Genomic DNA, 23,616 nt, shown 5'->3' on the forward strand with positions numbered 1-23,616 from the left:
ATGAGCAGCACACGAACAGCCATCGTCGTCGGCGCCGGGATCGGCGGACTCACCGCGGCCATCGCGCTGCGGCGCGTCGGCTTCGACGTGGAGGTGTTCGAGCGGGCGCCGGAGATGCGGGCGGCCGGGTTCGGGCTCTCCGTGATGAGCAACGCCACGGCCGCGCTCGCCACCCTGGACATCGACCTGGGCCTGGAGAAGCGCGGCCGGGTGATGGAGACGTACCGTGTCAAGGACCGGAAGGGCAGGCTGATACGGGAGTTCCCGTTCCCCGAGATCACCCGGCGCATCGGCGTCCCGTGCATCTGCATCAGCCGGTCCGACCTGTTCGCCGCACTCCTCGACCAGACGGCGGACATCCCGATCCGGCTGGGCGCCGCCGCCGACCGGTTCGCGGTGGAGGGCGACCGGGCCCGGGTGCACCTCACCGACGGCCGGGAGGCGGAGGCCGATCTCCTGGTGGGCGCCGACGGGTTCAACTCGGCCGTACGGCGGCAGCTCACCGGACCGGACGAGCCCGTGCACGACAGCGGGTACATCGCCTGGCTCGGCATCACCGAGTACAGCCACCCCCGGTTCACCCCGGGCTCCGTGGTCCACCTGTGGGGCGACGGGATGCGGTTCGGCCTGGTCGACATCGGCCGGGGCCGGCTCTACTGGTGGGGCACGCAGAACATGCCCTTCGCGCAGTCCAGCACCTGGGACGGCGGCAAGGCGGGGGTCCTCGACGCCTACTCGGGCTGGCCGGACGAGGTCCGGGAGGCGATCCGGGTGACCCCGCCCGAGGACCTGCTGACGCTCAACACCCGGGACCGGGCGTTCCTCCAGCCCTGGGGCACGGGGCCGGTGACCCTGCTCGGGGACGCCGCCCACCCGATGCTCACGAGCCTGGGCCAGGGCTCCGCCATGGCGATGGAGGACGCCGCGGTCCTGGCCCAGCACCTGCGGCACGCCCCGGACGTACCCCGGGGGCTGCGCGGCTACGAGTCGGCGCGGTACGAACGCACCCGGACGATGGTGGAGGCCACCCGCGCCATCAGCGAGTTCGAGCAGTCGCAGGGCCCGGTGCGCCGCCGGGTCCGGGACGCCTGCTTCCGGTGGATGTCCCACCGGAAGCTGGTGGGCAAGCTCGAACCGGCGCTGACCTTCCCGGGCGCCGGCCTCCCCGCCGGCGCGGACGGGGAGGCAGGCCGATGAGCCGGAACCGAGTGCGCGGACCGCGCCGCGGGAGCATCCCGCCGTACGGCCCGGTCCTCGTCACGGGTGCCTCCTCGGGGCTGGGCCGCGAGTGCGCCCTGGAGCTGGAGCACCGGGGCTTCCAGGTGCTCGCGGGCGTCCGCCGGGAGGAGGACGGGGAGAAGCTGCTCACCGAGTCGCAGCACGGCAGGCTCCGCTACGCCGTGATCGACATCACCGACGACGCGTCGGTCCAGGCCTCGGCCGAACTCGTCGAGGACCGCTGGGGCGGGCTGCGAGGGCTGGTGAACAACGCCGGGATCTGCGTACCGGGCCCGCTGGAGTGCATCGACGGCGAGCAGTTCCGCCGGCAGCTCGACGTCAACGTGGTCGGTCACCTCGCGATGATCCGGGCCCATCTGCCGCTGCTGCGCCGGTCCAACGGCCGGATCGTCAACGTCACCTCCGGCCTCGGCAAGGCCGCGGTCCCCTTCCTCGGAGCCTACTCCGCCGCTCAGTTCGCCAAGGAGGCGCTCAGCGACGCCCTGCGGCGCGAGCTGGGGCCCACCGGCGTACACGTCTCGGTGGTCGCTCCGGGCGCCATCCTCACCCCGATCTGGACCAAGGTGTCGCGGGCGGGCGAACAGGCGCTGGCGGATGCCGCTCCCCCGGTCGCCGGCCTCTACCGGTCCGCCCTCCAGGCGTTCCTGGAGGGCAACGCGCAGCAGGCGATGGCGAGCAGGACCACCCCGGAGGACTTCGCCCGCACGGTACTGCGCGCCCTGACCGACGCACGCCCCCGGGCCCGCTACTGGGCCGGGGCGGACGCCCGCCGGATGGCCCGGTTGGCACGGCTGCTCCCCGACCCGCTGCTGGACCGCCGGTTCCGGGCGGTCACGGCCCTGGTGGGCACGCCCGGCACCGCGGACCCGAGGCCGTGACCGCGGCGGGGCGGGGCGGGGCCGGCTGCGGGTGCGCGCAGGGCCGGGAAGGTACGCACCCCGCGCCCCGGGCCGGGGGCCGTGCCGCACGGCCCGGCGGGCGCACGACGACGGCCACGGCACCTCGCCGCGTTCTCGCACCGCCCGCATGCGCCCGGCACGAAGGCACCCCTCCGCCGCGCGAGGCAGCACATCCGGCGGCGCACACCGAGCCACCGGGGCCCGCGGGACGGCACCCGGCGTACGCAGCGTCCCCGCCACGGGGAGAAGGCCCGGCCGGATCGCCGCACGGCCGGCGAACCCGCAGGAGCGGCCCCGTGACCACGCCCGGCCCCTTCACGCTCTGGAGAGAAGACATGGTGACGGAGCGAGACTTCAAGGACTTCATGGCCGATGTCTGCACCCCGGTGGCGGTGGTCACGGCGATGGCGGACGGACTGCCCCACGGCACGACCGTCGGCTCGCTCACCTCGCTCTCGCTGCGGCCGCCCATGGTGACGGTCGCGCTGGAGCAGCGCTCCCGACTGCTGCCGAAGATCCTGCGGTCCGCGCGGTTCGGCGTGAACCTGCTCGGGGCCGGACAGGCGGACGTGGCCGGGGTGTTCGCCTCCTCGGCCGCCGAACGGTTCGACCGGGTCGGCTGGTGCCCGGACGACGGCCTCCCGCGTCTGCGGGGGGCCCCGGGGTGGCTCGTGTGCGAGCTCCGGCGGCATGTCACCGGAGGGGACCACCTGCTGCTGCTCGGCCTGGTGACCCGGGTCTCCGGCACGCGGGGCGCCGCCCCGCTCGTCTACGGCGGCCGGACGTTCGGTACGCATTCCGGGGCAGCGCCGACGAACACCCGTTCCCTAACCGACCGCATCACGGCATTCGCCCACTGAGACGGAGACTCCCATGGCCGACACCCGGACCGAGAGCACACTCCTTTCCTCGGAACCGTCCGAGCTGCTCCGCACCGCACGGGACCTCGTCCCGGTCCTCGCCCGCAACGCCGACCGGGGGGAGCGCGACCGTCGGCTGACCGACGAATCCGTCGAACTCCTCACCTCGGGCGGCATGTTCCGGCTGGCGGTGCCGAAGCGGTACGGCGGCCACGAGGCGTCCCTGCGCACCCTGGTCGACGTGTCCGCGATCCTGGCCGAGGGGGACGGCAGCAGTGCCTGGGTGGTCGCGGTCGGCAACTCGCTGGCCTGGGTCACCAGCCTCTTCCCGGAGCAGGCACAGGACGAGGTGTTCGGGGCCGGTCCCGACACCCGTGTGTCCGGCGTGCTGACGCCCAGCGCCACCGCCGAGCGGGTCGACGGCGGCTACCGGGTGTCCGGCCGCTGGCACTACGCCTCCGGCTCCTGGCACGCCGGCTGGTCCGTGATCGGCTTCCCGGTCCCGGACTCCAGCGGGCAGATCGTCGACCAGGGCATGGCCCTGATCCCCGCCGCCGACTACACGGTGGAGGACACCTGGTTCGTCGCCGGAATGCGCGCCACCGGCAGCAACTGCCTGGTGGCCCGGGACATCCTCGTACCGGACCACCGGGTGGTGTCGGTGCCGAGGGCGATGGCCGGCGACTACCCGGTGCAGCGGTCCGGCGGACCCCACGCCCGCTCCGCCTTCGTGCAGTTCCTCACCGCCGCCCCCCTGGCGGCCACCCAGCTGGGCCTGGGCCGTGCTGCGCTGGAGCTGGTCAGGGACAAGTCCGCCGAGAAGGCCATCACGTTCACCTACTTCGAGAAGCAGCGCGACTCGACGGCCTTCCAGCTGCGGGTCGCCGAGGCCGCGCAGAAGATCGACACCGCTCACCTCCACGTCCACCGCGCCACCGACGACATCGACGGGGCGGCACGGCGCGGCGAGGCCCTGGACCCGCTCCGGCGCATCCAGGCGCGGGCGGACCTCAGCGGGGCGATCGGGCAGGTCACCGAGGCGATCGACACGCTGCTGACCGCGCACGGCGCGGCCAGCTTCGCCGACGCCAACCCGCTCCAGCGGATCTGGCGGGACTCGGCCGTGAGCGCCCGGCACGCCATCCTGCAACCCTCGATGATCAAGGAAATGTACGGCAAGGCCCTGCTGGGCGTGGAGGAGCAGATCTCTCCGCTGGTCTGACGCGGACAGCCCGTCGAGCGGAACACCTCGTGAAGGAGCCGGACATGGCGGCACACACGTACGGAACGAAGCAGGCGAACTGGCAGCAGTTCGCGGACACCCGCATCTACATCGGAGACCTGGCCGACGACGGCGTCCCGAAGTCGATGGGCGCGGGCTTCGCCTGCCTGCACCCCGGCGACGTCATGGAATGGGTGCCCAGCTACGACGAGTTCATCGTCGTCCTGACCGGCCGGTTCGCCGTGGACTTCGAGGGCGGCTCGGTGAGCGCCGGCCCGCACGAGATGGTGTGGGTGGAGCAGGGCGAGCCCGTCGCCTTCCGGGCCGACGGCGAGGAGGTCCTGATCGCCTTCGGCACCAACCCGCCCTGGCAGACCACCCCGGAGACCCGGGCGAGCGCGGGCATGTTCCGGCCGCTCTCCGCGTCGCCGGTCGACTGACCGGGAACGCCCGTGTCCACGACCTCCGGGGCGGTCCGGCGGGAACTGAGCCCGCTGGAGCGCTGGTACTGGATAGCCGACCAGATCTCACCGCTGAACGTCGTCGGACGGGTCCGCCTGCACGGGCCCGTCTCCCGCGCCTCGCTGCGCACCGCTCTGGACGGACTCCAGGCCCGCCACCCGCTGCTACGGGTGGCGGTCGAGGCCGACCCGACGGGACGGCACCCGCGCTTCGTCCCGGCGGACGGCCGTCCCGTCCCGCTCGACCACCGCACCCTCGGCTCGCCGGAGGCCGTGCAGGACGGCTGGCGGCGCGTCGTGGACGAGGAACTGGTCAACGGCCGCATCGACCCGCAGGCCGGTCCGCTCGCCACGGCCGTCGTGCTCAGCGGCCCCGGGCCCGACGGCGAGGTGCACGACCTGGTCCTGAGTCTGCTCCACGTCGTCGCGGACGGGACCACGCTCATCTCGCTGCTACGGCAGTGGGCGGAGCTGGCCGTCGGCGGCACCGTGGCACACCGTACGGTGCTGCCCCCGGCCGAGGACCTGTTCCCGGCCGAACACCGCGGCGCCGCGGGGCAGGTACGGGCGAAGGCGAAGGCCGACCGGGACGGGGCCGACCTGGAACGGCTGCGCCCCCGCCGGGTGGACGCGGACCGGCCGGTGCCCTTCGAGGAGCGCCGCACCCGGTTCCTCCACCGGTCGCTGGACGGCCCGACGCTGGTCCGGCTCGCCCGCGCCTGCCGGGCCCGCGGGGTCACCGTTCACGGGGTGCTCGCCGCCGCGATGGTGCGGGCACTCGCCGTGGACGCCGGGGCCGAGGAGGGCGCCTGGTACTCGATCGGCTCCCCGGTCGACTTCCGGGGCGGCCTCGAACCGGCGGTGGGCCCGGACGACGTGGGCAGCTATGTGGCGACGATCCCCTCGCTCGTCGAGCACCGGGCGGACCTCCCGCTGTGGGAGACGGCCCGGGAGATCAGCGCCGATCTCAGGGCGCGCACGGCGCGGGGCGAGCAGTTCTCCATGATCAACGGGATCGGCGGGGCCGGGCCGCAGAACCTGGCCGAGAGCCTGCCGTTCGTGCGGCACCTGGACGAGAGGGGGCCGATCAACCTCTGCCTCTCCAACCTCGGGCGGGTCCCGTTCCCGGACGCCGTCGGACCGCTGCGGGCCTCCGGCGCCCAGTTCATCGCCTCCCTCTCGGTGGTGGGCGCGTTCGTCGCCACCGTCAACTCCACCCACCACCAGCTCGCCTGGAACTTCACCTACGCCCAGGGGATCGTCCGGGACGACCGCGCCGAGCGGCTCGCCGACCGCTGTGTGGAGCTCGTCCTCGCCCTCGTCCGAGCGGCCGGCTGAAGCCCGCCGCGAACCGCATGGGAGCACCCTCCGATGACATCACCGTCCCGCACGCCCGCCGGTTCCCCGGAGTTCCTGCCCGCCTGCGCACTGCGCGACCTGATCCGCGCCGGGGAACTGTCCGCCCTGGAGGTCACCGAAGCGGTCCTCGGCCGCCTGGAGAAGGTGAACCCCCGGCTGAACGCGGTGATCGCCGTACGGGCTCAGGGCGCGCTCGCCGACGCCCGTGCCGCGGACGCCCTGCCGCCGGAGGAACGGGGGCCGCTGCACGGGGTCCCGTTCACCGTCAAGGACGCCAACGAGTCGGCCCACCTGCCGACCGCCTACGGCTCGCAGCCCTTCACCGCCCACCGGCCCGGCTTCGACAGCGAGGTGGTCGCCCGGCTGCGCCGGGCGGGCGGCATCCTCGTCGGCAGCACCAACATGCCGGAGTTCGGGCTGCGGATCACGACGGACAACCGGGCCTTCCCGCCCACCCGCAACCCGTGGAACACCGCGCACAGCCCGGCGGGCTCCAGCGGCGGCGCGGCCGCCGCCGTGGCCGCCGGCATCGGCCCGATCGCCCTGGCCGCCGACGGTGCCGGCTCCGTGCGGGCCCCCGCGTCCGCCTGCGGCACCGTGGGCCTCAAACCCACCCGCGGCCGGGTCCCCTGGGCGCCTGCCTCGCAGGAGCAGTGGGCGGGCTACGTCAGCAACGGCCCGATCGCCCGCACGGTCGGCGACACCGCTCTGATGCTCGACGTGATGGCGGGCCCGTCGGTCGGGGAACCGTACGGGCTGCCCGCGCGCTCCGCCCCCTTCCTCGCCCCCGGGGCGCGGCCGCCGCGGAGGCTGCGCGTGGCCCACACGTGCACACCGCCGCACGGCAGGGTCGTCCCCGCGGTACGGGAGGTGTTCGACGAAGCGGTGTCGGCCTTCGGCGAGCTGGACGTGGAGCTGGTCGAGGACTCCCCCGACCTCGGCGGACTCCTGGACCCGCTGCTGACCGTCATCGCCGCGAACACGGCCGCGACGGTCCGCGGCGTACCGCCCGGCCGGCTGTCCCGGTTGGAGTCGACGAGCCTCGACATCGCCCTGCACGGCGAGCGGCTCCGCGCGGTCGACTACTGCGCCGCCCTGGCGGCCGCCCAGCGGCGGGCGGCCGAGGTGCTGGGCTTCTGGACCCGGTACGACGTCCTGCTCACCCCCACACTCACCGTGCTCCCGCCCGAACTCGGGAAGGCCCCCGAGGGCACGGGGTTCGAGGAGCGGTGGCGCGAGTACGCCGACTGGCTGGCCTTCACCTACCCCTTCAACATCACCGGCCAGCCGGCGCTCTCGGTGCCCGCCGGGGTGGCCTCGGGGGACCTGCCGGTGGGCGTCCAGCTGGTCGGCGCGCCCGGGGCCGAGGACCGGCTGCTAGAGCTGGCCGCCGCCTTCGAACGCGCCCGGCCGTGGGCGCACACGCGGCCCCGGCTCGGGTGACTCCTCGGACGGGTCGTTCCAGCCCGTCTCCCGCAGCAGGGCGATGCGGGAGTTGACTCCGGTCTTCTGGAACAGCTTCTTCAGGTGGTAGTTGACGGTGTGGGGCGAGATTCCCAGCCGCCGGGCCATCTGCTTGTTGGTCAGCCCCTCCGCGACCAGCTGGACGATCCGGTTCTCCCGGCCGTTGAGCTCCGGCGGCCCGGCGGGCGGTTCCGGCCGGGCCGCCGGGCTCGGGACCTGGCGGCAGTCGGCCGCCTGGCGGCGCAGCGCCTGCCGCAGCGGGACCGGCACCGAGTCGACGACGAGCCGCCACAGCAGCTCGTTGGGGAAGCGGACCCGGGTGCTGCCGACCGCCAGCATGCCGGTGCCGATCAACCGGTCGAGGACGAGCAGCAGGGCGGACGGCGGCACCTGGAGGATCGGCAGCAGGTCGTCGACCGTGCTCTCCCGCCCGAGGACGGCAGCCACCCTCAGCAGCTGGCGGCACTCGTCGGGGAGGTCCAGGAGCATCGACTGCAGGAGCGCCCGCAGCCGCTGGGGGATGCGGTCCTCGACCAGTTGGGCCTCATGGGCCCCCACCCGGAGCGACTGCTCCTCGCGCATCCCCTCCACCAGCTCCACCAGCAGCTTCGGGTGCCCGCCCGCGCCCCGCAGGACGCGGGCCAGCGGAGCGGAGGGCGGTACCCCCAGCAGGTCGGCGGCGATCTGGAGGGCGGCCGGGGCGCGAAGCTCCGCCAGGCGGATCCGCTCGGTGTGCGCGGTGGGCCAGCCGGCCGGCGGGCCGGCGGCCCCCGGCCCGGCGCCCTGCCGGTACGCCACCAGCCGGACCAGCGCCCGATCGCCGTACGGGGCGTGCCGACGGGCGAGCAGGGCCCCGCCCGGCTCCACCGCCGGGAAGTGCGGGTCGTGCAGGACGATCAGCCGGGGCCGGCCGGCCGGGCCCGGGTGCCCCGACCGGGAGCCCGTCACATAGCCGAGCCGCTGCGCCAGGCCCGCGCACTCGTCGAGGAACCGTGTCCGCCCGGAGCCGGGCGGGCCCTCGACCGTCACAAGGGCGCAGCCGCCGTCGGCGCCGAACTCCAGGGCCCGCCGGACGCGGGCCAGTTCCTCCTCACGGCCGCGCAGCGGCAGCCGCGGCCGGACGGGGTCGGGGGGCGTGGCCCGCGTGGCGGGCGAGGACGCCGGCTGCTGCCTCGTGGTCGTTCCGGTCATCGGGCGGCGTCCTTTCCGGCGTGCTTCACGGGTCGCGACGCGGGCGCCGGGACCGGCTCGGCGTCGAGCGGGAAGCGGCTCAGCAGGGGGCCGGTCATCAGGGTGGTGAGCAGGGCCATCACGACCATCGCGGTGAACAGCCGGCTGTCGAGCGCCCCCAGGCCCAGCCCCACGTTGAGGACGACGAGTTCGGTCAGTCCGCGGGCGTTGAGCAGGATGCCCAGCACGGTGGACTCGCGGCCGCCGGAGCCGCAGAGCCGGGCGGCGCCCATGGCGCCGAGGAACTTTCCGGCGCACGCCACCGCGACGGTCGCCAGGACCATGACGACCCCCTGCGGGCCGAGACCGGCGAGGTCCACCGAGAGCCCCGTGACGGTGAAGAACACCGGGAGCAGCAGCAGGCTCGTCTGGTCGATGCGCTCCGGCACCTCGGGGGCGGTCGCGTCGATGTGGCGGCGGGGCGCGACGGCCCCGAACAGGAAGGCCCCGAACACCGCGTGCAGGCCGATCTCGTCGGTGATCCACGCGCTGGCCAGCAGCCCCGAGCAGAGCACGACGTGGACGGTCGGCGCGTTGCCGGCCCAGGGCCGCTGCGGGGCCAGCAGCCAGGCCAGGGCCGGCCGCACCACGAGGAGCAGCAGGAGCCCGAAGGCCAGGGCGCCGCCGACGGTCCGGCCGAGCGACCACAGGCCGCTGACGCTGACGACGGTGACGACCGCGGCCAGCACGGTCCAGGCGATCACGTCCTGGATGGCGGCGCTGACCAGGGCCATCGCGCCCACCCGGTGCTTCTGCAGACCCCGTTCGACGATGATCCGGGCGAGTACGGGGAAGGCGGTGATGGACATCGCGGCGCCGAGGAACAGCGCCGGGCCGAGCATCCCGTCCGTCTTCAGCTGGGACCTGTCGAGCCACGGGTGGAGCAGGACGGCGAGTGCGGCCCCCATGACGAACGGCAGCGCCACCGAGCTGAACGACACCAGGGCGATATGCCGTCCGACGCCCTTCACATGCGACAGGCTCAGCTGGTAGCCGACCCCGAACATGAAGAGCACCAGGCCCAGTTGGGCGAGGACCTCCAGATAGGGGCGGGCCTCCGGGGGGAACAGCAGCCCGGGCAGATCGCCGGGCAGCAGCCCCAGCAGACTCGGCCCCAGGGCTATTCCGGCGACGATCTCGCCCATCACCGCGGGCTGGCGGACCCGTTTGGCCGCGGCGGAGAACAGGAACGCGGCGATCAGTACCAGGGCCAGCCCCACCAGGACGGTTCCGGTGACAGCTGCGCTCTCCTCCGCGCCGAGGACCGGACCGTGCGTCGTCATGCTTGTCCTCATTCCTTCTCCGGAGAAAGGGGAGCGGGCGGTGGTCACAGACGCCGCGCCAGCGCCCTGCGGTCGACCTTGCCGCTGGAGGTGAGCGGCAGCGCGGGCAGGGGGCGGACCGACGAGGGGATCATGTGGTCGGGCAGCCGTACGGACAGGCTCCGCCGGACCGCGGACGCCGCCACCTCGGCGCCGCGCGCCGGGACGCAGAACGCCACCAGCTGCTTGACGCCGCCGGGCCCCTCCCGCACGACCACCACCGCGTCGGCGACCTCCGGCAGGGTCCGCAGGTGCGCCTCGACCTCTCCCGTCTCCACCCGGTGGCCCCGGATCTTCACCTGGTCGTCCAGCCGGCCGAGGAAGTGCAGGATGCCGTCCGGCCGGAGTTCGACCAGGTCGCCCGTGCGGTAGATCCGCCTGCCGCCGGCCAGTCCGGGGACGTTCCGGAACCGTGCGGCGGTCGCCTCGGGCATCCCCAGGTAGCCCTGGGCCAGCACGGGGCCGCCGATGCACAGCTCCCCCGGTGTGCCGGGCTGCCGCGGCCGCAGCCGCTCGTCGAGGACGTACGCCTCGGCGTTGGCGATGGGCCGGCCGATGCCGGGCCGGTCGGGCCAGCCGTCCGGGTCCCCGCGGAGTTCGAGCGAGGTCACCACATGGGTCTCGGAGGGGCCGTACTGGTTGACCAGCACCGCTCCGTCCAGCTGCCGGAAGAGGGCACGCACGGCGGGGGTGACCTGGAGCTGTTCGCCGGCCGTGACGACCTCGCGGAGGGAGGCCGGCCACACACCGACCGAGGCGGCGTGCGCGGCGATCGACTGGAGCGCGACGAACGGCAGGAACATGCGCCGCACCGAGGCGCCGTTCAGCAGGTCGACGAGGGCCTGCCAGCTCCGGCGGGTCGTGTCGTCGGCCACCACCAGGGTCCCGCCGGACGCCCAGGTGCTGAACATCTCCTGGAAGGAGACGTCGAAGCTGAGCGCGGAGAACTGGAGGGTCCGGTCGCCGGTGCCGCAGGCGGAGTGCGCGCACTGCCATGCGATCAGGTTGGCGAGCGGACCGTGGGGCATGGCCACACCCTTGGGCACCCCGCTGGACCCGGACGTGTAGATGACGTACGCGAGGGAGTCCGGGCCGATCTCCGGCGCCGCCGCCGGGGGCGCGTCCCCGGCGGCGGACAGGGCGTCCTCCAGGAGGAGGGCACGGGTGCCGTCCGGCAGCGGGATGCGGTCCAGGAGCGCCCTCTCGGTCAGCAGGACCCGCGCACCGCTGTCGTGCACCATGGCTGCGAGCCGTTCGTCGGGGTAGGCGGGATCGAGCGGCACGTAGGCGCAGCCGGCCTTGAGCACGCCGAGTACCGCGACGGCGATGGAGAAGCCCCGCTCGAAGAACACCCCGACGGGCTGCCCGATGACGCCCGCCAGCCGCAGCGCGTGGGCGAGCCGGTCCGCCTCGCGCCCCAACTCCTCGTAGCTGAGGGACCGTTCGCCCCACAGCACGGCGGGCCGCTCGGGACGGGAGCTGCGCCGCGCCTCGAACAGTTCGTGGGCGAGAGGGGGGTTGCCGCTGGAACTCACTGCCTCGTTCATCGGGGGCTCCCAGGCCGGATCAGGTTCGGGACTGCGCCGGTTCGCCCATGACCGAGGCGATCGCCGCCGCGAGCGGTTCGGCCCCGGCCCCCTCCAGGTAGAGGTGGCCGCCGGGGAACGTGAGGGTGGTGAGCGGCTGGACGCTGCGCAGCCGCCACGGGTCGGTCTGCTCGTCGCCGAAGGCGTCCTGCCTCCCGCGGCAGACGACGATACGGCTCTCGGTCACGGTCCGGGACATGGTGCGGACGAAGGAATCGCAGACGTCGAAGTCGGACCGCAGCAGGGCCACGGCACGACCGGCGATGTGGGGGTGGCCGATCAGCCGTTCGTCCAGCGCGTCGAACCGGGCGGCGCAGGCCAGCACTTCCTCGTCGGACGCGGCGGCGGTGCCGTCGGGGAACAGCGGGGAGCCGAGCTGCGGGGCCAGGTTGGCGGAGGCGAAGAGCGTCTGGCAGCGCGGTCCGCCGCGCCGTTCCAGGTCCGCTGCCACGCCGAGTCCGAGGTAGGCGCCCATGCTGTGGCCGAAGACGGACAGCTCCTCGTCGGGTCGCACCTCCGCGGCGAGCAGGTCGGCCAGATCCCGGACAGCCTCCTGCGCGGTGTGGGCGGCGGGCTCCCGCCAGCGGCGGCCCCGGCCGGGCAGCTCGGCCGCCACGGGCCGGATGGAGTCGGGCAGCAGTCGGACCAGCCGGCGGAACACGGCCGCCGAGCCTCCGGCGTGGTGGAGCAGGGCGAGCACGGTCATCGGTGCGCCTTCCTCAAGGTGGGGGCGGAGCAGCACGACCGGAGGGGACACGGGCACGGGCCGGGCGCGTGTGGGCGGCACCGCAGGGGCGCCCGCCACGCCAGGGGCCGCGGTGGCGGGGCGGTGGGTCGCCGCGTCACCGCGCCCCGTCCGGTCGCCGTCGGCCACGTGCTGCGGGACCGGCCGGCGGGCCGGGCTCGCACGGCCCGTGCCGCCGCCGGCACGGGTCCGGGGCGGTCAGCCGCTGTAGGCCTCCCGGAAGTCCCACGGGCTGAACCTGCGGCCGCGCCGGTTCCGGTCGGTGAGCGTGTTGTGGCCGTACTCGTCCTTGCCGGCGACGAGCACGGAGGCGAAGTCGTCCAGCGGGATGGTGCCCCCGTACTCGGACACGTCGTCGAGGTCCGGGTAGACCTCGACCTGGGTCGGCACGTAGCGGGTCGCGAACCCCATGCGGTAGTCCTTCCTGCTGCCGGTGTGCGGCAGCGAACCGTGCATCAGGGTGGACCAGAAGATCACGCACTCGCCGGGCTGCATGACGAGGGAGAACGCCTTGGACTCGTCGGGGCGCCAGTCGGGGTCCTTCTGGAGTTCGCGGTAGTCGTAGCCGAAGAAGCCGCGCCGGACGCTGTCCTTCTCCCGCTTGTTGATCGTGTCCGGGTTGTAGGACATGCCGAGGGACTCGTCGTAGTTCATCACCCGGTGCGTGCCCGGCATGAGCTGGAGGCAGCCGTTCTCGCGGGTGGAGTGGGTGAACGCGGTCCAGGCGGTGATCGTGCCACCGAACGCCGGCGCGTTGTTCTGCGCGGGCCACCGGATCTGGGGGCGGCCGCTGGAGTGGGCGAACGTCGACGCCTGGTGCCAGTCGGTGCCCTCGTCGCCCTGGTACTTCGGGAAGAACTCGGTGCGCCAGCACAGCAGGTCCGGGCCGAGGACGGAGGCCACCCGCTCGACGATCGCCCGCTGCATGATGTGCTCGCTGAGCAGATCGATATCGAGGTGCCGGTCGTAGTTGGAGAGGTTGGTCACCGCACCCAGCGCGTCTTCCGGGTAAATCGCCCGCGAACGGTCCGGAATGGCTCGGCGTATCTGGATCCAGCGCTTCTCCATCTCCTCGGGTTCATACACCTTGATGGGGCCGATGAAGCCCTGCTCCTCGAACAGGGCGAGCTCTTCGGGGGTCAGTCGGAAATCGGCGGTGCGGTCATTCACGGCTACTCCGGTGGTCGGTCCGAATGCTGGGTGAGCGAATTACGCGACGGCCTGTCCGGCCATCCGCGCATGCAGTTCCGCGATCGCACTGCCGAGCGACTCCTCGAACAGGACCTTCACGTCCAGTTCATGTCCGAAGCGCTGTTGGAAACGCGTGTTGAGGTTCATGGCGAGGAGCGAGTGACCGCCGAGGTCCAGGAAGTTGTCCTCGGGGGAAACCTCCGGATTCTCGACGAACTCGCCCACCCATTCGACGAGCAGCTTCTCAAGTTCGTGCACGCCCTCGGGAATGGAAGCGGGCATTGCCTCCGTACTCCTCTCATAGGGTCCCGTACGGCCCTACGGCCCATGACGGAAATCAGTCTCGGACCGGAGGGTCGCCGAACACGTTGCACAGGGCCAGGCACATGCATATGGCTTGCTGCACGCCTCACCCTATGACCACGGGGACGAGGGCGGTAATGCCGGATACTTGGGGGGTATGCCCGGCGAGGATACGCCAGGAGAATACGCCAGGAGCATGGTGCGGTTTTCTGCCGGGCGGGAGTTCCACCGTCCCGGCCGACCGCGCCGGACCGGCGGATCGCCACCTCGGCGGGGCCGTGCGCCGCCAGGCCGGCACACCGGAGCGATCCGGTTCGACGACGCCTGGGTCCGGGTGCACGCCCTCCGCAAGATCGCCGGCCACGCCTCCCTCCGCCACCCGGCGGTATCCGCACCCCCGGAAGAAGCCGGCGCCCAGCACGTGAATCCGGACGGTCGGCTTGGCGGCGCGCCCGCCTTCCGGACGATCACGGGAGCCCGGCCTGCGACATACCACCGAGTGGCGCAATCGAGCGCTCGGGGCGACGGGTCGGGTCACGCTGTGCCGCATTGACCAAGGTTCCGTCAGAGCCCGGCCGTCGGCGGCCGCCGCGGTTGAGGAGGAGCACATGGGAGTCGGCGTCTCCGGCATTGCGGCGGTGACCATCCTGGTCAGCGACCTCGCACGCAGCACTCGCTGGTATCGCGACGTACTCGGTCTCACCGTCATCAGGGAGTTCGCCGTTGACGGCGCCCTCTGGGGCGTGGTGCTGCTCGACACCGACGCGAACTTCGTGTTCGTCCTCCAGGACAAGGGCACCGCCCCAGGGGTGCAGGATCTGCGGGGCACGCGCCCCGTGGTACTCGCGGCCCCATCACATGCATCCGTCGAGAACACGGCTGAACGCCTGCGCGATATGGCGCTGAGCCCGCGAGGGCCGGTGACCGACCCGGACGGGACCTTCGTGGACGTGACCGACCCGGACGGGATCATTCTGCGGTTTCGGCATGTACCGGACGACGTGTCGTTGGGCTTTCAGGGCGTGTCCTACAGTGCCGACGGCAGTGTGGTCGGCACCTACGACCGCCCGCGACTGGCAGACGCCGCCTCGTGACGGTTCTTGATCCCGGAGTCGCTGCCCACCAGTGCGGTGCGTGAAGCATTGTGGGACGAGAACCCCTGAAACGATCAAGGGTCTTGTCTCACCACAGTGAAACAAGACCCTGACCTGCAAGGACGGAGAAAGCTCCCGTCGGGACGACAGGATTTGAACCTGCGACCCCTTGACCCCCAGTCAAGTGCGCTACCAAGCTGCGCCACGTCCCGATGCCCGTTGTGACCTGGGGTTTCCCCCGGCCGAACGTGCACGAGAACCATACCGCACTCGACCGGGTGGTCACGAACCCGTTCTCCGGCAGGCGGACATTTGACCTCAAGTTCACTTGAGGTTGCACGGTGGGGCTCATGACCACGACACACAACGGCTCCGCGGCCGGCCTCCGGGACGTCGGCCGGCTGATGGCCCTGATGACCGGCGACGAGAAGCACGGGCCCGCCGCCACCTCCACCCTCGACGCCCTGTGGGTGCTCTACGACCGCGTGCTGCGCGTGTCGCCGCACACGGCCGACTCCCCCGGGCGCGACCGGTTCCTGCTCTCCAAGGGCCACGGCCCGATGGCCTACTACGCGGTCCTCGCCGCCAAGGGGTTCGTCCCGGAGGAATGGCTGCCGGGCTTCGGCTCCTACGGCTCCCCGCTCGGCCACCACCCGGACCGGACCCTGGTGCCGGGCGTGGAGATCGGCAGCGGCTCGCTCGGGCACGGCCTGCCGCTCGCCGTGGGGACCGCGCTCGGTCTGCGGGCGCAGGGGCTGACCGAGCCCCGGGTGTGGGTGCTGATCGGGGACGCCGAGCTGGACGAGGGGAGCAACCACGAGGCCCTCGCCTACGCGGGCCCGGAGGGCCTGGAGTCCCTGCACACGCTGGTGATCGACAACGCCTCCGCCACCCCGGGCTGGCCGGGCGGCATCGCCTCGCGCTTCGTCGCCGCGGGCTGGTCCGCGGAGACCGTCGACGGGCGGGACCACGAGGCCCTGTACCGGGCCTTCACCGCGCCCCACCCGGGGCGCCCCCGCGCGGTCGTCGCCCGGGTCGAGCCCAAGAACGCCTGAATCCACCCCTGCACCACCATCGGAGAACCGCTCATGGACACGATGCGCGACCGCTTCATCTCGACCACCACCCGACTGCTGGACGAGGACCCCGGCCTGGCCCTCGTGCTGGCCGAGATCAGCCGCGACGGCTTCGACCAGGCCGCCCGCCGCCACCCCGACCGGGTGATCAACGTGGGGATCCGCGAGCAGCTGCTGGTCGGCGTGGGCGGCGGTCTGGCCCTCACGGGGATGCGGCCCCTCATGCACACCTTCGCCAGCTTCCTGGTGGAGCGCCCGTTCGAGCAGGTGAAGCTGGACCTGGGCCACCAGGGCGTGGGCGGGGTCCTGGTGAGTGCCGGCGGGTCCTACGACTGGCCCGCGGGCGGCTTCACACACATGGCCCCGGGGGACGTGGCGCTCCTGGACACCCTCGACGGCTGGACCGTGCACGTCCCGGGGCACCCGGACGAGGCGGAGGCCCTGCTGCGGGCGGCCGCCGCGGGCGAGGACCGGGTGTACGTGCGGCTCTCCCTCCAGTCCAACGCCGCGGCGATGGAGGTCGGCGGCGGTTTCACCACGGTGCGCGCCGGACGGGGGCCGGTGGTCGTCGCGGTCGGCCCGATGCTGGACGGGGTGCTGGCCGCGACCGAGGGAACGGATGCCGCGGTGCTCTACGCCGCGACCGTGCGTCCCTTCGACGGTGCGGCCCTGCGGGCCGCGACCGCCGGACGGAGGACGGCCGACGTGGTGCTGGTCGAGCCCTATCTGGAGGGGACCTCCACGGCGGCGGCGAACGACGCGCTGGCGGACGTGCCGCACCGGGTGCTGGGGCTCGGGGTGCCGCGACGCGAGCTGCGGCGCTACGGAACGATGGCCGAGCACCTCGCGGCACACGGGCTCGACCCCCGCGGGCTGCGACGCCGGATCGAGGCCTTCGCAGGACGCTGACCGGGGCCGCGGACCGGGACAGCGGACCTGGGGCGCAGGGGCTGGGTGGGCGGCGCCCACGCGAGGTGCCGAGGGTGGCGGACGCCGAGCGGCCGGACGGGCGCCGGGCCGGGCGCGGGGCCGGGCGCGGGACCACCGGCCCCGGGGAACGGGCACCGGCACCGGGGAACGGGCACGGGGAACGGGCACGGGGAGCGGCGCGAGCGGGCCGCGCGGCCTTCAGTCCCCGGGCCCCGCCGCCAGGTCGGGGTGGGCGTCGAGGAGGGCGCGGGGCGCGGCCTGGCGCCAGGAGTCCACCAGGATCGCCCGCAGCTCCTCCTCGTCGTCGAGGGCGGCGAGCCGCACCCGGATCCACGCGAAGGCGTCGTCGTGGCCCTTGCGGAGGAAGAACTTCCCCGGCTCGGCCGCGATGAGCTCCTCGCGGTCCTCCTTGGGGCACTTGACGCCCATCGCCAGGTCGTCCCGGTCCAGCGAGGCGAAGATCCGGCCGCGGGCCTCCAGCCGGAAGGTGGGCATGCCCCAGGCGAGCTTCTCCTGCGCGCCGGGCAGGGCGAGCGCGATTCTGCGAACGTCGTCAGCGGTGGCCATGCGCCGACGCTAGCGCCCGGCACGGACACCCGCGCGGGACACGGGGCCCGCGCGGGGCCTCCCCTCCGGCCGTCCGCCCGGCACCGCGGGCCCGGATGCGGCGCCGGGGAGCGGCGCCCGGCAGGGTGCCCGGGCCCGCGGGCATCCCGCTCGCCGGCCGTGCTCCCCGAGCCGAGCGCCCAACGGGGCGCGCGGTTTCCTGCGCGCGGGACGCGCGCGCCCCCTGCTGCCCGGACGGGCGGCGCACGCTCCCCCTCGCCTCCGCGCGCTGCTGCGCCGGGATGCGCTCCGCCACCACGCGGTGGATTTCGGTCCGTTCCGGCGCAGTATCGATCCTGCCTTCTTTCCCTGAGGCCACATCCGTTCACCTCCGCGCCGGGCGGGGGTGCCGCCGGAGGCACCCGGAGCGAAACCGGAACCGGCCGACAGGTGGCATCCTCCATCCGGAGGGGAAGTGTCCGGTGCGGGGCAGGGCGTCGACCTACCACGCGGTACACGGCCTCAATCACACGTCAACGGTCCATATTTCGGCCAAAGTCGGCATCCACCTTGTCCCTCGGGGCGGCGCTCAACAGGCTGATGTGGTCGGCCTGTTCGGCACGGGATCGCTGCCGACGCACCACCTGCTCGCACAAGTGCGCGAACAGGCGTTTCGCGGAGGGGAGCTCGCGATGGACGGTTACTTCGCCAGTCGACTGCACCACCGGCTGCGCGCCCAGGTGAGGGAGTTCGCCGAGAGGGAGGTGAGGCCTCGTGTTCCGGCCATGGAGGACGCCAGGGTCGTGGACCGCGACCTCTCGCAGCTGATCGCACGGCAGGGCTGGCTCGGGGCCACCATCAGCGAGGACTACGGCGGAACGGCGCTGGGGCACCTGGCGAAGACCATCGTCATCGAGGAGCTCTCCCGGGTCAGCGGTGCCATGGGCGCCATGATCCAGGCTTCGCAGCTGGGCGTCGCCAAGATTGTCCATTTCGGCAGTGACGAGCAGAAGAAGACCTGGCTTCCGGCGATAGCCGCGGGCGCCTGCCTGCCCACGATCGCGGTGACCGAGCCGGAATCGGGCGGGCATGTACTCGGGATGTCCGCGACGGCCGTCCGGGACGGCGAGGACTATGTCCTCAACGGCCGGAAAGTGTATGTGGGAAACAGCCATGTGGGGGATCTGCACGGTGTGGTCGTCCGGACCGGTCCCGGGGCGCGCGGACTGACGGCCTTCCTGGTGGAGTCCGACCGTCCGGGTTTCCGCGTCGGCGAGCAGCAGCCGACCATGGGACTGCACGGGTTCAGCTTCGGCGAACTCCTCTTCGAGGACTGCCGGGTGCCCGCCTCGTGCCGCCTCGGGAACGAGGGGGACGGGCTGGCCGTCGCGTACTCCTCCAGCGTGCTCTACGGCCGGGCCAACCTGACGGCGGTCTCCCTCGGCCTGCACCGCGCGATCCTGGAGGAGACCACGCGCTTCTGCGAGCAGCGCCGGCGCTACGGCAAGCCGCTGCACGAGCTGCCCTCGGTGAAGCTGAAGCTCGGTGCGATGCAGTCCCGGCTGATGACCTCCCGGCTGGCCGCCTACCATGCGGTGCATCTGCTCGACCAGGGCCTGCCCTGCGACGCCGAGCTGATGAACGCCAAGCTGGTGAACGTGGAGTCCGCCATCGACTCCGCGCGCAACGCGATGGAGGTCCACGCCGCGGCCGGGCTCTTCACGGACCGTCCGGTCGAGCGGTACATGCGGGACGCCCTGCACATGTTCGCCCCCGCGGGCACCTCCGACATCCAGCTGCTGCGGCTCGCCGAGGTCGCCCTCGGCACGGCGAAGGGCGACTGGTCCGAGCGGCTCTCGGACGCGGTGCGGCTGGCACCGGCCGGCTGAGGCTCCGCCGGGCGGAAGGCGAGGTCGCGGAGCCCCGGGGGGCCGCGCCCGCTTGCCTCACGGGCGGCCGCGGGCCGCCCGTGAGGCGAGCGGTTCAGATGCGGCCGTCCTCCCGGCGGTGGATCTGCCCGACCAGCTCGGCGGCGAGGGACTTGATCGTCTCCAGTCCCGCCCTCCCCCAGGGCCGGGGCTCGGTGTCCACCACGCAGATGGTGCCGAGCGCGATGCCCGTCCGGTCGATCAGGGGCGCCCCCAGGTAGGAGCGGATGCCGATCTCGTCGACGACCGGGTTGCCCGCGAAGCGGGGGTAGTCGCAGACGTCCTCCAGGACGAGCGCCTTGCGCCGCACCACCACATGGGGGCAGTAGCCGTGGTCCCGGGCCATGAAGCGGCTCACTCCGCCGCTGCCGCCCCCGGGGTCGGCATGGGTGCCCGTGTGGGTGCCGCCCGGGGTGTGCAGTCCGGCGAAGAACTGCTGGTTCTCGTCGATGAAGTTGACCATCGAGTACGGGGCGCCGGTCACCTCGGCGAGCTTCTGGGCGAAGGAGTCGAAGGCCGGGTCCGGGCGGTCGCCGAAGCCGAGCTGGCGCAGCCGCCGCACCCGGGCGGGGGCCTCCCTGTCGACCGGGGTGAGCAGCAGGTGGCCGGTGGGGTCGTAGGTCATGAAGGTGCTCCATAGCTCGGCGCCGGGTCCGGTACGACGGCGGGTGTGCGGGTGAGCAGATGCTGGACGAGGGTGACCAGGGTGCCGATGCCCGAGCTGGCGATCCGGGCGTCGCACAGCACCACCGGCACCTCGGGCCGGAGGTCGATCGCGGCCCGCACCTCCTCGGGGTCGTAGCGGTACGCGCCGTCGAACTCGTTGACGGCGACGACGAAGCCGATACCGCGCCGCTCGAAGAAGTCCACGGCGGAGAAGGAGTCCTCCAGCCGGCGGGTGTCCGCCAGGACCACCGCGCCGAGCGCCCCCTGGGAGAGTTCGTCCCACATGAACCAGAAGCGCTCCTGCCCCGGGGTGCCGAACAGGTACAGCACATGGCGGGCGTCCAGGGTGATCCGGCCGAAGTCCATCGCCACCGTGGTGGTCCGCTTGGCCTCGATCCCGTCCAGATGGTCCGTGCCCACACTCACCTGCGTCAGCAGCTCCTCCGTGCTGAGCGGGTCGATCTCGCTCACGGCGCCCACGAAGGTGGTCTTGCCGACACCGAAGCCCCCGGCGACGAGGATCTTCAGCGCGGTCGGGAAGAGGTCCCCGGCTGCCGGGCCGGAGTCAGAGCCGTCGTCGTAGGCCATCGAGCACCGCCTCCAGCAGTGAACGGTCGGTGGGTGTGTCGTGCGCACGCGGAGCCCGGGCCGTGACGGCTCCGCAGTCCACGAGGTCCGAGAGGAGCACCTTGGTGACGACGGCGGGCAGCCGCAGGTGCGCCGAGATCTCGGCGACCGAGGTGGGGCCGTGGCACAGTCCGAGCGCGAGGGAGTGCTCGGGGCCCAGGTGGCCCTGGGGGGCCGAGCCCGTCGCCATCACCAGGGAGAGCAGGTCCAGGGCCGTCGTCGGGCGGGTGCGGCCGCCGCTCACGGTGTAGGGGCGGATCAGCCGGCCGGCGGCGTCGTCCAGCAGCGGCCCTTCCTTGGGAGCGGGCACGTCACTGCCCCACGGTGCTCGACGCCCCGGCGGCCGTCCTGGCGGGGGTGGTCAGGTACGGGCGCACGCTCTTGACGAGCATGGCCATCTCGTACCCGAGGACGGCCGCGTCGGCCTCGCGGCCGGCCAGGACCGCCAGGCAGGTGCCGGAACCGGCGGTGGAGACGAACAGCAGCGTGGAGTCCAGCTCCACGACCACCTGGCGCACCTCCCCGCCGTCGCCGAAGCGGGCCCCTGCACTGCGCCCCAGCGAGTACAGACCGGAGGCGAGGGCGGCCATGTGGTCCGCGCTGTCGTTGTCCAGGCCGTGCACCGACTTCACCAGGCCGTCGGAGGAGAGCAGTACCGCGTTGCGGGTGTAGGGCACCCGCTGGACCAGACCGGTCAGGAGCCAGTCGAGGTCCGATACATGACCGGTCGGCACATCGCTCGCCATGCTGCATCTACTCCTTGGTCGTGGGGTCGTGGCGGTGCTGTAAGGGCTGTGCGGGCGCGGGCCGGGCCGTGTCGTGGGCGGACTCGGCAAGGACGATGCCGCGCTGGAAGGCGGCCATCAGGCCCGGGTCGTGCAGGGTGTGCTCGTCCTCGCGGCGCGTCGCCGGGGCCTCGCGCAGCTGCGGTACCAGGTGCTCCTGGCTGCGGCGCCGGGGCAGCCGGGGCCGGCCCTCGGCGCCCCGGACCGGGGCGGTCGCCGGATCGGGTTCCGGGTGCCCGGCGGGCGCGGACGCCATCGGCGCCGGGTGGGCCGGGTGGGCCGGGGGCGCCGCGGCTCCGGGGCGGGCTCCCGCCGGACTCGGGCGGTCACGGTAGTCCCCGCGCACGGGGAGGGGGTCCGGTCCGGTCCCGGGCTCCCGGGCGGGCTCCCGCTGCGCGGGCAGCGGCTGGGCGGTTCCTGCCGGTGGGCCGGCGCGGCCGGGACCGGGGTGCGGCCCAGGGCCGCCCGCGTGGCCGGTCCCGCGGGCGTGCTCGCCGTGGAAGCGGTCGCCGGGCGGTTCGGCGGGGGGCGGCTGCGGGAGCCGCGGGGGGGCGGTTGCCGCGTCGGCGGAGGCGACGGCGGTCGCCCGGGCCCCCTCCGGGGCGGCCGCGGCGGGGTCGGGGCCGAGCAGCCCCTGGGGCAGCACGAGCACCGCCTGGACGCCGCCGTAGATGTTGGACTGGAGCCTGACCGCGATGCCGTGGCGGCGCGCCAGGGCCGAGACGACGAACAGTCCGATCCGGCCGTCCTGGAGCAGATGGCCGACGTTGACCTGGTCGGGGTCGGTGAGCAGGGCGTTCATCCTCTCCTGCTCCTCGGCCGGCATGCCCAGCCCGCGGTCCTCGACCTCGACCGCGAGTCCGGCCGTGACGTGCTGGGCGCGCATCAGCACCTGGGTGTGCGGTGCGGAGAAGAGGGTGGCGTTCTCGACGAGTTCGGCCAGCAGGTGGATCACGTCGGCCACCGCGTGGCCCCGCAGGGTGCCGTCGATGGGCGGAACGAGCTTGACCCTCGGGTACTGCTCCACCTCGGCGATGGCGGACCGCAGGACCTCGGTCATGGTGACCGGGTTGGACCACTGCCGCCGGGAGATGGCGCCGCCGAGCACCGCCAGGTTCTCGGCGTGCCGCCGGATGCGGGTGGCGAGGTGGTCGACGTGGAAGAGGCCCTTCAGCAGCTCGGGGTCCTCGACCTCGTTCTCCAGCTCGTCCAGGAGCTGGATCTCCCGGTGGACGAGGGACTGCAGACGCCGGGCCAGGTTGACGAAGACCTCGACCTTCTGCTCGTTTCCTACGCTGCTGGACAGCCGCGAGGCCTGCACCACCGCCGCGAGGGCGGCCTGGTGGGAGCGGCCGAGCTCATGGGCCAGCAGGTCGAACTCGTCCCCGCCGCGGGGCGCGGCCCCGGCGGCGCGGCGGGCGGGCGGGGCCTCGCCGCGGCGCAGCCCGTCGACGGCGGTGCGCAGTTCGGCCTGGCCGCGGGCGGCGCCCCGGCGCAGCGCGGAGGCACGGGCGAGCAGGGAGGCGGCGGTGCGCTCGGCGCCGACGGCGGCCGAGACCACGGCCGCGGCGGCGAGCGAGGCCGCTCCGAGGAGCACGAACCACAGGGTGAAGGTGGGTTCGGGGGAGGCCGCCTGGAGCACGAAGGTGACCGCGGCGGCCCCGCTGAGCGTGGCGACCACGGCCGGCAGGACGGCCGCACGCAGCAGTTGGGGGCGTATGCGGGTGTCCGGCCGTCCCGGCGAGGAGGGCGACCGCCCCGGTGACGGCAGGGAGCGGGCGCCCGGCCGCCCGTGGCGCCCGCCCTCTCGGCGGTCGGACCGCGCGGCGGGTGCGCGTAGTTGAGACATCGGCGTCCTTGGTACGTGGGGTCCCAGGAATCGGCGTACAGCGGGAGAGCGGTGCAGGGGCAGGCCGAGGACACAGGGAGCGCAGCCCACCGTTGATCACCGGCAACACACGGTAGTCGGCGACCGGGCGAGGACGAGCAGCAGTGGGAAAAGTTCCCCGGGGCGCGCGCTGCTCTGGTATGAGGCCCCGCGGGGCGGCGCGATACGGCGTGGGGTGTCACGGCATGTCCCGGG

General features: G+C 73.5%; 23 protein-coding genes and 1 tRNA gene. 11 read left to right on the forward strand and 13 right to left on the reverse strand.

Features of this window, described 5'->3' with window-relative positions:
- The 7 genes from ACGF15_RS01315 (at position 1) to ACGF15_RS01345 (ending at position 7,483) form a co-directional block, all read left to right on the forward strand.
- On the forward strand, positions 1-1,197 hold the full coding sequence (locus ACGF15_RS01315) for an FAD-dependent monooxygenase (RefSeq protein WP_392796529.1): 1,197 nt from the start codon (positions 1-3) through the stop codon (positions 1,195-1,197).
- Positions 1,194-2,117 (forward strand): SDR family oxidoreductase, encoded by a 924-nt coding sequence (locus ACGF15_RS01320; protein WP_392796530.1) that lies wholly within the window; start codon positions 1,194-1,196, stop codon positions 2,115-2,117. Before ACGF15_RS01315 ends, ACGF15_RS01320 begins: the two co-directional genes overlap by 4 nt.
- A 356-nt stretch (positions 2,118-2,473) precedes the next feature.
- The gene (locus ACGF15_RS01325; RefSeq protein WP_345608590.1) at positions 2,474-2,998 is read left to right on the forward strand and encodes a flavin reductase family protein; all 525 of its coding nucleotides are present in this window, start codon (positions 2,474-2,476) and stop codon (positions 2,996-2,998) included.
- 13 nt (positions 2,999-3,011) lie between these two features.
- On the forward strand, positions 3,012-4,220 hold the full coding sequence (locus ACGF15_RS01330; RefSeq protein WP_392796531.1) for an acyl-CoA dehydrogenase family protein: 1,209 nt from the start codon (positions 3,012-3,014) through the stop codon (positions 4,218-4,220).
- A 44-nt stretch (positions 4,221-4,264) separates the two neighbouring features.
- Entirely contained in the window at positions 4,265-4,660 is a 396-nt protein-coding gene (locus ACGF15_RS01335) for a hypothetical protein (RefSeq protein WP_345608594.1), read from the forward strand.
- Positions 4,661-4,672: 12 nt separating this feature from the next.
- Positions 4,673-6,019 (forward strand): hypothetical protein, encoded by a 1,347-nt coding sequence (locus ACGF15_RS01340; protein WP_392796532.1) that lies wholly within the window; start codon positions 4,673-4,675, stop codon positions 6,017-6,019.
- Between the two features lie 33 nt (positions 6,020-6,052).
- The gene (locus ACGF15_RS01345) at positions 6,053-7,483 is read left to right on the forward strand and encodes an amidase (protein ID WP_392796533.1); all 1,431 of its coding nucleotides are present in this window, start codon (positions 6,053-6,055) and stop codon (positions 7,481-7,483) included.
- Here ACGF15_RS01345 and ACGF15_RS01350 read toward each other — a convergent pair.
- The 6 genes from ACGF15_RS01350 to ACGF15_RS01375 form a co-directional block, all read right to left on the reverse strand.
- Complete coding sequence (locus ACGF15_RS01350; RefSeq protein WP_392796534.1) at positions 7,418-8,695, reverse strand: LuxR C-terminal-related transcriptional regulator; 1,278 nt, start codon at positions 8,693-8,695, stop codon at positions 7,418-7,420. The genes ACGF15_RS01345 and ACGF15_RS01350 overlap by 66 nt on opposite strands.
- Positions 8,692-10,017 (reverse strand): cation:proton antiporter, encoded by a 1,326-nt coding sequence (locus tag ACGF15_RS01355; RefSeq protein ID WP_392796535.1) that lies wholly within the window; start codon positions 10,015-10,017, stop codon positions 8,692-8,694. The genes ACGF15_RS01350 and ACGF15_RS01355 overlap by 4 nt, the downstream gene beginning before the upstream one ends.
- A gap of 44 nt (positions 10,018-10,061) precedes the next feature.
- Positions 10,062-11,603, reverse strand: coding sequence for an amino acid adenylation domain-containing protein (locus ACGF15_RS01360; protein WP_392796536.1), 1,542 nt, complete (start codon positions 11,601-11,603; stop codon positions 10,062-10,064).
- 19 nt (positions 11,604-11,622) lie between these two features.
- Positions 11,623-12,348, reverse strand: coding sequence for an alpha/beta fold hydrolase (locus tag ACGF15_RS01365; RefSeq protein ID WP_345608607.1), 726 nt, complete (start codon positions 12,346-12,348; stop codon positions 11,623-11,625).
- Positions 12,349-12,585: 237 nt separating this feature from the next.
- Positions 12,586-13,557 carry a chlorinating enzyme gene (locus tag ACGF15_RS01370; RefSeq protein WP_345608609.1) on the reverse strand — a complete coding sequence of 324 codons (972 nt, stop codon included), beginning with the start codon at positions 13,555-13,557 and terminating at the stop codon, positions 12,586-12,588.
- A 39-nt stretch (positions 13,558-13,596) separates the two neighbouring features.
- The gene (locus ACGF15_RS01375; protein WP_392796537.1) at positions 13,597-13,860 is read right to left on the reverse strand and encodes an acyl carrier protein; all 264 of its coding nucleotides are present in this window, start codon (positions 13,858-13,860) and stop codon (positions 13,597-13,599) included.
- Between the two features lie 629 nt (positions 13,861-14,489).
- On the opposite strand from ACGF15_RS01375, the gene ACGF15_RS01380 reads away from it, so the two are divergent.
- A complete protein-coding gene (locus ACGF15_RS01380) occupies positions 14,490-14,975 on the forward strand; it encodes a VOC family protein (protein WP_392796538.1) in 486 nt (161 codons plus the stop codon).
- A 138-nt stretch (positions 14,976-15,113) separates the two neighbouring features.
- Here ACGF15_RS01380 and ACGF15_RS01385 read toward each other — a convergent pair.
- Positions 15,114-15,187: transfer RNA gene (locus ACGF15_RS01385), tRNA-Pro, on the reverse strand.
- 138 nt (positions 15,188-15,325) lie between these two features.
- Between ACGF15_RS01385 and ACGF15_RS01390 the strand changes: the two genes are divergently transcribed.
- Together ACGF15_RS01390 and ACGF15_RS01395 are read left to right on the forward strand one after the other, a co-directional pair.
- On the forward strand, positions 15,326-16,030 hold the full coding sequence (locus ACGF15_RS01390) for a transketolase (protein ID WP_362611120.1): 705 nt from the start codon (positions 15,326-15,328) through the stop codon (positions 16,028-16,030).
- A 33-nt stretch (positions 16,031-16,063) separates the two neighbouring features.
- The gene (locus ACGF15_RS01395; protein WP_345608617.1) at positions 16,064-16,960 is read left to right on the forward strand and encodes a transketolase; all 897 of its coding nucleotides are present in this window, start codon (positions 16,064-16,066) and stop codon (positions 16,958-16,960) included.
- 219 nt (positions 16,961-17,179) lie between these two features.
- Here ACGF15_RS01395 and ACGF15_RS01400 read toward each other — a convergent pair whose 3' ends face one another.
- Positions 17,180-17,548, reverse strand: a complete 369-nt coding sequence (locus ACGF15_RS01400; protein WP_362611125.1) for an MmcQ/YjbR family DNA-binding protein — start codon at positions 17,546-17,548, stop codon at positions 17,180-17,182.
- A 671-nt stretch (positions 17,549-18,219) separates the two neighbouring features.
- On the opposite strand from ACGF15_RS01400, the gene ACGF15_RS01405 reads away from it, so the two are divergent.
- Positions 18,220-19,416 (forward strand): acyl-CoA dehydrogenase family protein, encoded by a 1,197-nt coding sequence (locus ACGF15_RS01405; RefSeq protein ID WP_362611127.1) that lies wholly within the window; start codon positions 18,220-18,222, stop codon positions 19,414-19,416.
- 94 nt (positions 19,417-19,510) lie between these two features.
- Here ACGF15_RS01405 and ACGF15_RS01410 read toward each other — a convergent pair whose 3' ends face one another.
- From ACGF15_RS01410 to ACGF15_RS01430, 5 genes are read right to left on the reverse strand one after another with little or no spacing between them, the layout of a single operon-like run.
- Positions 19,511-20,080 carry a GAF domain-containing protein gene (locus ACGF15_RS01410; protein WP_345608623.1) on the reverse strand — a complete coding sequence of 190 codons (570 nt, stop codon included), beginning with the start codon at positions 20,078-20,080 and terminating at the stop codon, positions 19,511-19,513.
- On the reverse strand, positions 20,077-20,709 hold the full coding sequence (locus ACGF15_RS01415) for an ATP/GTP-binding protein (protein WP_345608625.1): 633 nt from the start codon (positions 20,707-20,709) through the stop codon (positions 20,077-20,079). The genes ACGF15_RS01410 and ACGF15_RS01415 overlap by 4 nt, the downstream gene beginning before the upstream one ends.
- Entirely contained in the window at positions 20,687-21,058 is a 372-nt protein-coding gene (locus ACGF15_RS01420) for a DUF742 domain-containing protein (protein ID WP_345608627.1), read from the reverse strand. Before ACGF15_RS01420 ends, ACGF15_RS01415 begins: the two co-directional genes overlap by 23 nt.
- 1 nt (position 21,059) lies before the next feature.
- Entirely contained in the window at positions 21,060-21,494 is a 435-nt protein-coding gene (locus ACGF15_RS01425) for a roadblock/LC7 domain-containing protein (protein WP_345608629.1), read from the reverse strand.
- 7 nt (positions 21,495-21,501) lie between these two features.
- Entirely contained in the window at positions 21,502-23,382 is a 1,881-nt protein-coding gene (locus tag ACGF15_RS01430; protein WP_392796539.1) for a sensor histidine kinase, read from the reverse strand.
- Between the last annotated feature and the right edge of the window lie 234 nt (positions 23,383-23,616).

Source organism: Streptomyces sp. NPDC048001, assembly GCF_043203115.1.
GTDB lineage: Bacteria > Actinomycetota > Actinomycetes > Streptomycetales > Streptomycetaceae > Streptomyces > Streptomyces sanyensis.